At 73.0% G+C, this 6,991-nt stretch carries 5 protein-coding genes; 1 reads left to right on the top strand and 4 read right to left on the bottom strand.

The window, feature by feature from the left end:
• Positions 1 to 277 (bottom strand): AT hook motif protein (locus tag EF903_RS25910; protein WP_125547089.1); only part of this gene is annotated, 277 nt, incomplete at its 3' end.
• On the bottom strand, positions 274 to 1,182 hold the full coding sequence (locus tag EF903_RS25905) for an SPFH domain-containing protein (protein WP_125547087.1): 909 nt from the start codon (positions 1,180 to 1,182) through the stop codon (positions 274 to 276). The genes EF903_RS25910 and EF903_RS25905, both read right to left, overlap by 4 nt.
• A 232-nt stretch (positions 1,183 to 1,414) precedes the next feature.
• On the opposite strand from EF903_RS25905, the gene EF903_RS25900 reads away from it, so the two are divergent.
• Positions 1,415 to 3,679, top strand: a complete 2,265-nt coding sequence (locus EF903_RS25900) for a transglycosylase domain-containing protein (protein WP_125547086.1) — start codon at positions 1,415 to 1,417, stop codon at positions 3,677 to 3,679.
• A gap of 103 nt (positions 3,680 to 3,782) precedes the next feature.
• Here EF903_RS25900 and EF903_RS25895 read toward each other — a convergent pair whose 3' ends face one another.
• Positions 3,783 to 6,074 carry a SpoIIE family protein phosphatase gene (locus EF903_RS25895; RefSeq protein ID WP_125547084.1) on the bottom strand — a complete coding sequence of 764 codons (2,292 nt, stop codon included), beginning with the start codon at positions 6,072 to 6,074 and terminating at the stop codon, positions 3,783 to 3,785.
• A gap of 250 nt (positions 6,075 to 6,324) precedes the next feature.
• Positions 6,325 to 6,991: DUF402 domain-containing protein (locus EF903_RS25890; RefSeq protein WP_148142575.1), on the bottom strand; the 667-nt coding region annotated here is incomplete at its 5' end.

Raw genomic sequence — 6,991 nt, 5'->3', positions numbered from 1 at the left:
CCCTGGCCGAGACGGGGCGCCTGCCGCGCGGCGGGATGGGGGCGGCGCCGCCCGGCAGGCGCCCCGTCTCGGCCAGGGCGCGGCGCAGCAGGAACTCGATCTGCGCGTTGGCGCTGCGCAGTTCCTCGCCCGCCCAGCGTGCGAGGGCCTCGTACACCTGGGGGTCGAGGCGGAGCAGCACCTGCTTGCGGGCGGCGCGGCCGCCCGCCGCCCGCTGCCCGGCCGCCCGCTCCCCGCCGGCCCGCCCGGTTCCGCCGGGGGAGTCGGCGCCGCTCACTGGTAGAGCGTTCCCGTGTTCACGACGGGCTGGGCGGCTCGGTCGCCGCACAGCACCACCATCAGGTTCGAGACCATGGCGGCCTTGCGCTCCGGGTCCAGTTCCACGATGTCCTCCTCCGTCAGGCGGTTCAGGGCCAGCTCGACCATGCCCACGGCGCCCTCGACGATCTGCTTGCGGGCCGCGACGACCGCGCCGGCCTGCTGGCGCTGGAGCATCGCCGAGGCGATCTCCGGAGCGTACGCGAGGTGGGTGAAGCGGGACTCGACGATGTGCACGCCGGCCGCCTCGACCCGGTCGTGCAGTTCGGCGGCGAGCTTCTCGGTGATCTCCTCGGCGTTGCCGCGCAGGGAGAGGCCGCCCTCGTCGTGGGCGTCGTAGGGGTACTCGATCGCGATGTGCCGGACGGCCGCCTCGGTCTGCGTCTCCACGAACTCGGTGAAGTCGTCCACCTCGAAGACGGCGCGCGCGGTGTCCGCGACCCGCCAGACGACGACCGCGGCCAGCTCGATGGGGTTGCCGTAGGCGTCGTTGACCTTGAGGACGGCCGTCTCGTGGTTGCGCACGCGGGTGGAGATCTTCTTCCGCGAGGTCAGCGGGTTCACCCAGCGCAGGCCGTCGGTGCGGACGGTGCCGCGGTAGCGGCCGAAGAGCTGGACCACGCGGGCCTCGCCCGGGGCCACCGTGTTCAGCCCGCACATCGCCAGCACCGACAGCAGGGCCAGGGCGATTCCCCCTGCCACGAGCGCCGGTCGGGCGGTGGTCCCGTCCCCCTGTGCCCCGAGGGCGATGAGGCAGGCGCCGCCCGCGACCCCCGCCAGGCCCGCGAGCAGGGCCAGTCCGCCGCCGACGCTGCGCGCCGGGAACTCGCGGATGCCGGTCCCGCCCTCTGTGGTCTTCGTCATGGTATGCCCCGTTCGCTTCGGTGGCGGCCCCCCGTGGGCCTAGCAAAGTGATATCACTTTTGGCGGTTTCCGCAACCCTGGGCGGCCGGTGCGCGTCGGTTCCCTTGATGTGGGTGCTGATTCTCACGTCCGAATTGACCGAAATTGGTCAGGCTTGGCAAACCTTTGTCACAACCTCCGGTGTTAGCTTTCAGAGCTGACGTCGGGGGGGAATTCGAGCGGAGCGGGAGCGATGGGCCGAGCAGATGCGCGTAGGGCGCAGCAGCAGCGCAGCGCGCGGCGGTCGCCGCGCGGGCGCGCGGACGGAAAGGGGCGTGCCGGCAAGCGCACCGGTATACGCCGCTTCTTCACCTGGAAGAAGATCCTCGGGACTTTCTTCGGGTTGATGCTGCTCGGCATGGCGGCGCTCGTCGGCCTCTACTTCTACGTGGAGGAGCCCGACCCGAACGCCGAGGCGACCCTCCAGAGCAACACCTACAAGTACGCCGACGGCACCATCATGGCCCGCGAGGGCAAGATGAACCGCGAGATCGTCACCCTCGACAAGGTGCCCGAGGAGGTCCAGAAGGCCTTCATCGCCATCGAGAACAAGTCCTTCTACGAGGACCAGGGCGTCGACTTCATGGGCGTCGCCCGAGGCCTGTTCAACACGGTCACCGGCCGCGGCAAGGCAGGCGGCTCGACGATCACCCAGCAGTACGTCAAGAACTTCTACCTGACGCAGGACCAGACGGCGACGCGCAAGGTGAAGGAACTGGTGATCTCCCTCAAGGTCGACCAGCGCATGGAGAAGCCGGACATCCTCGCCGGCTACCTGAACACCAGCTACTTCGGCCGCGGCGCCTACGGCATCCAGGCCGCCTCCCAGGCCTACTACGGCGTCGACTCCAGCAAGCTCACCCTGGAGCAGGGCGCCTACCTGGCGGCCCTCCTCCAGGCCCCCAGCGACTACGACTGGGCCAACGCGAGCGAGCGCGGCAAGAAGCTCGTCATGATCCGCTTCAACGGCGTCCTCGACAACATGGTCGAGATGGGCGCGCTGGACAAGGCCAAGCGCGACACCCTGAAGTTCCAGGAGCCGGTCAAGCCCAAGCCCGCCCCCGGCCTCGAAGGCCAGAAGGGCTACCTGAAGCAGGCCGCGGACGCCGAGCTGCGCCGCCAGACCAACATGAGCGCGGCCGAACTCCAGGCCGGCGGCTGGGAGATCGTCCTCAACATCGACCCCAAGAAGCAGGCCGCGCTGGAGAAGGCCGTCAACGACGAGCTGGAGTCCAAGCTCGACCGCAAGGACCGCCCCGTCGACGCCTCCGTCCAGGCAGGCGCCACCTCCGTCGACCCCAAGACCGGCGCCATCGTCGCCATGTACGGCGGCACCGGCATGGCCGACCACTGGGCGAGCAACGCCCTGCGCACCGACTACCAGCCGGGCTCGACCTTCAAGCCCGTCGTGCTCGCCTCCGCCCTGGAGACCAAGGCCGTCACCCAGGACAAGAAGCCGATCACCCCGAACGCGCTCTACGACGGCACCAGCAAGCGCCCCGTCGTCGGCAGCAAGATCCCGTTCAACCCGCAGAACCAGGACAACAAGAACTACGGCGACCCGATGATGACGGTGCAGGAGGCCACCAACTACTCGGTGAACTCCGTCTACGCCCAGATGATCGTCGACGTGAAGCCGCAGAACGCGAAGAAGACCGCGCTCCAGCTCGGCATGAAGGACCGCGAGGGCTGGCCCGAGGACAAGCCGGCCATGTCGCTCGGCACGATGAGCGCCAACACCGTCGAGATGGCCGCCGTCTACGCCACCCTCGACAACCACGGCAAGAAGGTCACCCCCTCGATCATCAAGAGCGCCAAGCACAGCGTCCGCGAGTTCCAGAAGGTCGAGTCCGTCGGCAGCCAGGCGATCACCCGCGAGACCGCCGACACCGTGACCAAGGTCCTCACCGGCGTCGTCAACGACGGCTCCGGCAAGGCCGTCAAGAGCTCCGCGTACGAGGCCGCCGGCAAGACCGGCACCACCGAGTCCAACGTGTCCGCCTGGTTCACCGCGTACACCCCCGAACTCGTCACCGTCGTCGCGATGTTCGGCGAGGAGCCCGGCACCGGCAAGCAGGTCACCCTGACCGGCACCGCGGGCGGCGGCCGCGCCGGCGGCTCCAGCTTCCCCGCCGAGATCTGGAAGACGTACACGCTGGCCGCGCTCAAGGGCGTGAACACCGCGAAGTTCGACCTCTCCGAGGCCGAGATGGGCGCCGTCCAGACCCCGTCGCGCAGCAGCTCCCCGTCGAACTCGCCCAGCTCGACGAGCCCCTCGCCGAGCGGCAGCCAGCTCTCGCCGAGCCCGGACCCGAGTAAGGTCTCGCCGAGCCCGGACCCGAGCAAGAGCTCCGGCAAGCCCGACCCCACCAAGAGCGGTTCGATCAAGCCGGACCCGACGAAGAGCTCCGCCAGCCCGCCGGTACTGCCGCCCTTCCAACAGCAGGGCCAGCCGTGAAAAGGACCGCCGCCCCGCAGCACTGATGCTGCGGGGCGGCGGTCCTTCTGCGGCGGTCCTTCTGCGGCGGTCCTGCCGCGGCGTTCCTCCGGCGGCGGCTGCGTCAGCGGCGGTCGCGCCCGGCGGGCAGCGGCAGCTCGAACCACACCACCTTGCCGCTGCTCAGCCGGGTCGCACCCCAGCGGCGGGCCATCCGGTTCACCAGGAACAGGCCGCGGCCGCCCTCGTCCGTCTCGCGGGCGCGGCGCTGCCGCGGCAGCTGCGGGGAGTCGTCGCCGACCTCGCAGCGCAACACGTCCGTCCGCAGCAGGCGCAGCGTGACGGGCCGCTCCGCGTAGCGGACCGCGTTGGTGACGACCTCGCTGACGAGGAGCTCCACCGAGTCCTCCAGCTCCTCCAGCCCCCAGCGCGTCAGCGCGCGCCGCGCGAAGCGGCGGGCCCGCCCGGGCGCGGTCTCCTCGGGGTCGAGGAACCAGTACGCGACATCGCTCGGCGCGATCCCGTCGAAGCGGGCGGCGAGCAGCGCGATGTCGTCGTCCCGGTCGCCGGGGCCGAGCATGTCCAGGACGTCGTCGCAGAGGGCCTCCAGCGGCGGCGGGTGGTCCAGGCCGGTCAGCTGCGCGGTGGTGGCCAGGCGCTCGCGGAGCTGGTCGATGCCCGTCCACACGTCCCGCAGCCGGGACTCCACCAGCCCGTCGGTGTACAGCAGCAGCGTCGCCCCGGCGGGCGCGTCCAGCTCGACGGCCTCGAAGTCGACGCCGCCGACGCCGATGGGCGCGCCCGGCGGCACCCGCAGCACCTCGGCCCGGCCGCCCAGGTGCAGCAGCACCGGCGGCGGGTGGCCGGCGTTGGCGATGGTGATGCGGTGCGAGACCGGGTCGTAGACGGCGTACAGGCAGGTCGCCATGCGGTCGGAGCCGAGCCGCTGCGCCTGCTCGTCGAGGTGGTGCAGCACCTCGGCCGGCGGCAGGTCGAGCTGGGCCAGCGTCTGCGCGGTGGTCCGCAGCTGGCCCATGATGGCCGCGGACGTCATGGAGTGCCCCATGACGTCGCCGACGACGAGCGCGACGCGGCTGCCGGGCAGGGGTATGGCGTCGTACCAGTCGCCGCCGACCCGGGCGGTCTCCGCGGCCGGCAGGTAGCGGGAGGCGAGCCTGACGCCGGTCGGCTGGGGCAGGCTGTCCGGGAGCATGGTGCGCTGCAACTCGTCGGCGATGTAGGCCTCGCGGCCGTACAGCACGGCCTTGTCGATGCCGAGGGCGGTGTGCGTGGCGAGCTGGGCGGCGACCAGCAGGTCGTTCTGCTCGAACGCGGGCCGCTCCGGGCTGCGCAGGAACACGGCCGCGCCGATCACCCGGCGGCGGCCGCGCAGCGGGGCCAGGATGGCCCGCCGGCCGCGCGGGACGGGGTGCCCGGCGCCCAGCAGCTCCGGCAGCGCGTCCTGTGCGCCCGCGGAGGAGCCGAAGACCGGGCGGACGCCGCGCAGCACCTCGGCGAGCGCCCCGCCGGGCATGATCTCGCAGAGCTCGGCGGCGGGCAGGTCGCCCTGCGGGCCGAGCAGCGGCAGCTGGCTGAAGTCGAGTTCGCCGGCGCCCCCCGCGGCCCCGGCGCCCTCGGCTCCGGTCAGGTCGTCGATCGGCCGGAGCCGGTCGGTGCGGCGCAGCCTTAAAACGACCGGGCCGACGGGCCGCTCGTCGCCGACCGGGAGCGGGTCGCGCAGGTAGACGAGGATGGCGTCGGAGAACGTCGGGACGGTGGCCCGGCACAGGCCGAGCACGATCTCGTCGAGGTCGATGCCGCGGGCGATCCGGCGCGTCGCGGCGCCCACGAAGCGCAGCCGGTCGCCCTCGCGGCGGGCCGGCGACGCGCCTTCGGCGGCGGCCGGGTCGGCGCCCGCCTCCTCGGCGGCGGCGCCCGCTTCCGCGGCGGTGTCGGCGGTGGCGTCCGGCAGCGGCCCGCAGACGTCGTCGGGGCCGGGCGGCGCAGCCTGCGGCGCGGCGGGGGCTGCCTCGGGGGCCGGGCCGGCGGCGGCGCCGGGACCGGTGCCGGCCGCGGTGTCGGGCCGGCCGGAGGCGGGGGCCGCGGCCGAGGCGTTGCGGGCTGCGGCGCCGTCGCGGGTGCGGCGCTGGCGCGGCACGTCGGGGCCGATGCCCCCGTCCGCGTGGGCACGGACCGGGCCGGCGCCGGGAGCTCCCGTGTCGCGCACGCCCTCGGCGGCCTGGGCCGGAGCCTTCCCGTGGCCGAGCTCGTCCGCGCAGCCGCCGCCGGACGCGCCGCTGCCCCGCCCGTCCGCGGCTCCGCCGGCCCCGGCGGGCAGGCCTGGGCCGCCCTGGGGCGGTGCCGCGGCGGCCGCGGCAGGCTGCGGGCCCTCCTGCGAGGTGGGGTACTCCGTCACGCGTGGCATTCCGTCCGTCTGCGCTCGATGTGCGCTGCACTCAACTCGGTCAGTCGCGGTATACCCGCTCAGCGGCGGGGGCACCACCGCCCCGCGGTTCCGCGTCCCGCTCGTTACCTCTCTCCGCGTTGACCTCCCGTCAAGTACCGCGTACTGCGCGTGATTTGCGGCCGGGCGTCAGGTGTGCGGTGCTCAGGGGACCTTGCGGAGGGAGATATTACGGTTCAACCCCGGGGGCGCATCAAGGGTCTCATGAGGTCATATGCGCCGGGGTGCGGTCCCAGTCCTCCGGCAGGACCGGAACCGTCCATGCCGGATCGGGGCGCCAGTCCTCCCACCCGTCCGAGAACGGGGAGCCCCACGCCTTGACGGCCTCCAGCGCGGCCCGGCCGGCCTCCTGCACGCGGCGGGCCTGCTCCGGGCCCATCAGGCCGGCCCGCTGCGCCTGGGCGAACTCGTCCTCGTCGCGCCACGTCCAGGTGCGGTCGGGGTACACGGAGATGTCCAGGAAGTGGTCGACGGAGTCGACGCCGCCCGACCAGCGCGACCGGGGCTCCTCCAGGTTCACGTACCAGCTCTTGAACCGCCAGCCCGGCTCCCAGAACAGCCACACCGACCACGGGTCGGCGGGCCGGGCCAGCTTCAGCACTCCGGTGCCGAACCAGCGGGAGCGCACCGTGGTGCGCGGCGCCGTGTAGCGCGTCGCGAGCGGCTCCTCGTGGACGGGGGTGCCGTCGGCGAGGACCGGCTTGACGCACTCGGTGCCCGGCGCCATCCACACCGCCAGCAGCTCGTCGGTGTCCTCGACCACGGTGACCGGGCGGCAGATGTGGACCGAGCCCGCCAGGCCGCCCGCAGCGTGGTCGCGGTAGCGCCAGAGGACCTGCTCGCCCCGCCCCCACCGGACGCCCTGAGCC

This window comes from Streptomyces sp. WAC05292 (assembly GCF_003949955.1).
GTDB classification, from domain to species: Bacteria; Actinomycetota; Actinomycetes; order Streptomycetales; family Streptomycetaceae; genus Streptomyces; species Streptomyces globosus.
This window is presented reverse-complemented; position numbering and strand designations above follow the sequence as displayed.

What these genes read in the sequence shown, in the direction of transcription:
- EF903_RS25905 (WP_125547087.1), bottom strand. Translation starts at nt 1,182, where the DNA reads ATGACGAAGACCACAGAGGGCGGGACCGGCATCCGCGAGTTCCCGGCG.
- EF903_RS25900 (WP_125547086.1), top strand. Translation starts at nt 1,415, where the DNA reads ATGGGCCGAGCAGATGCGCGTAGGGCGCAGCAGCAGCGCAGCGCGCGG.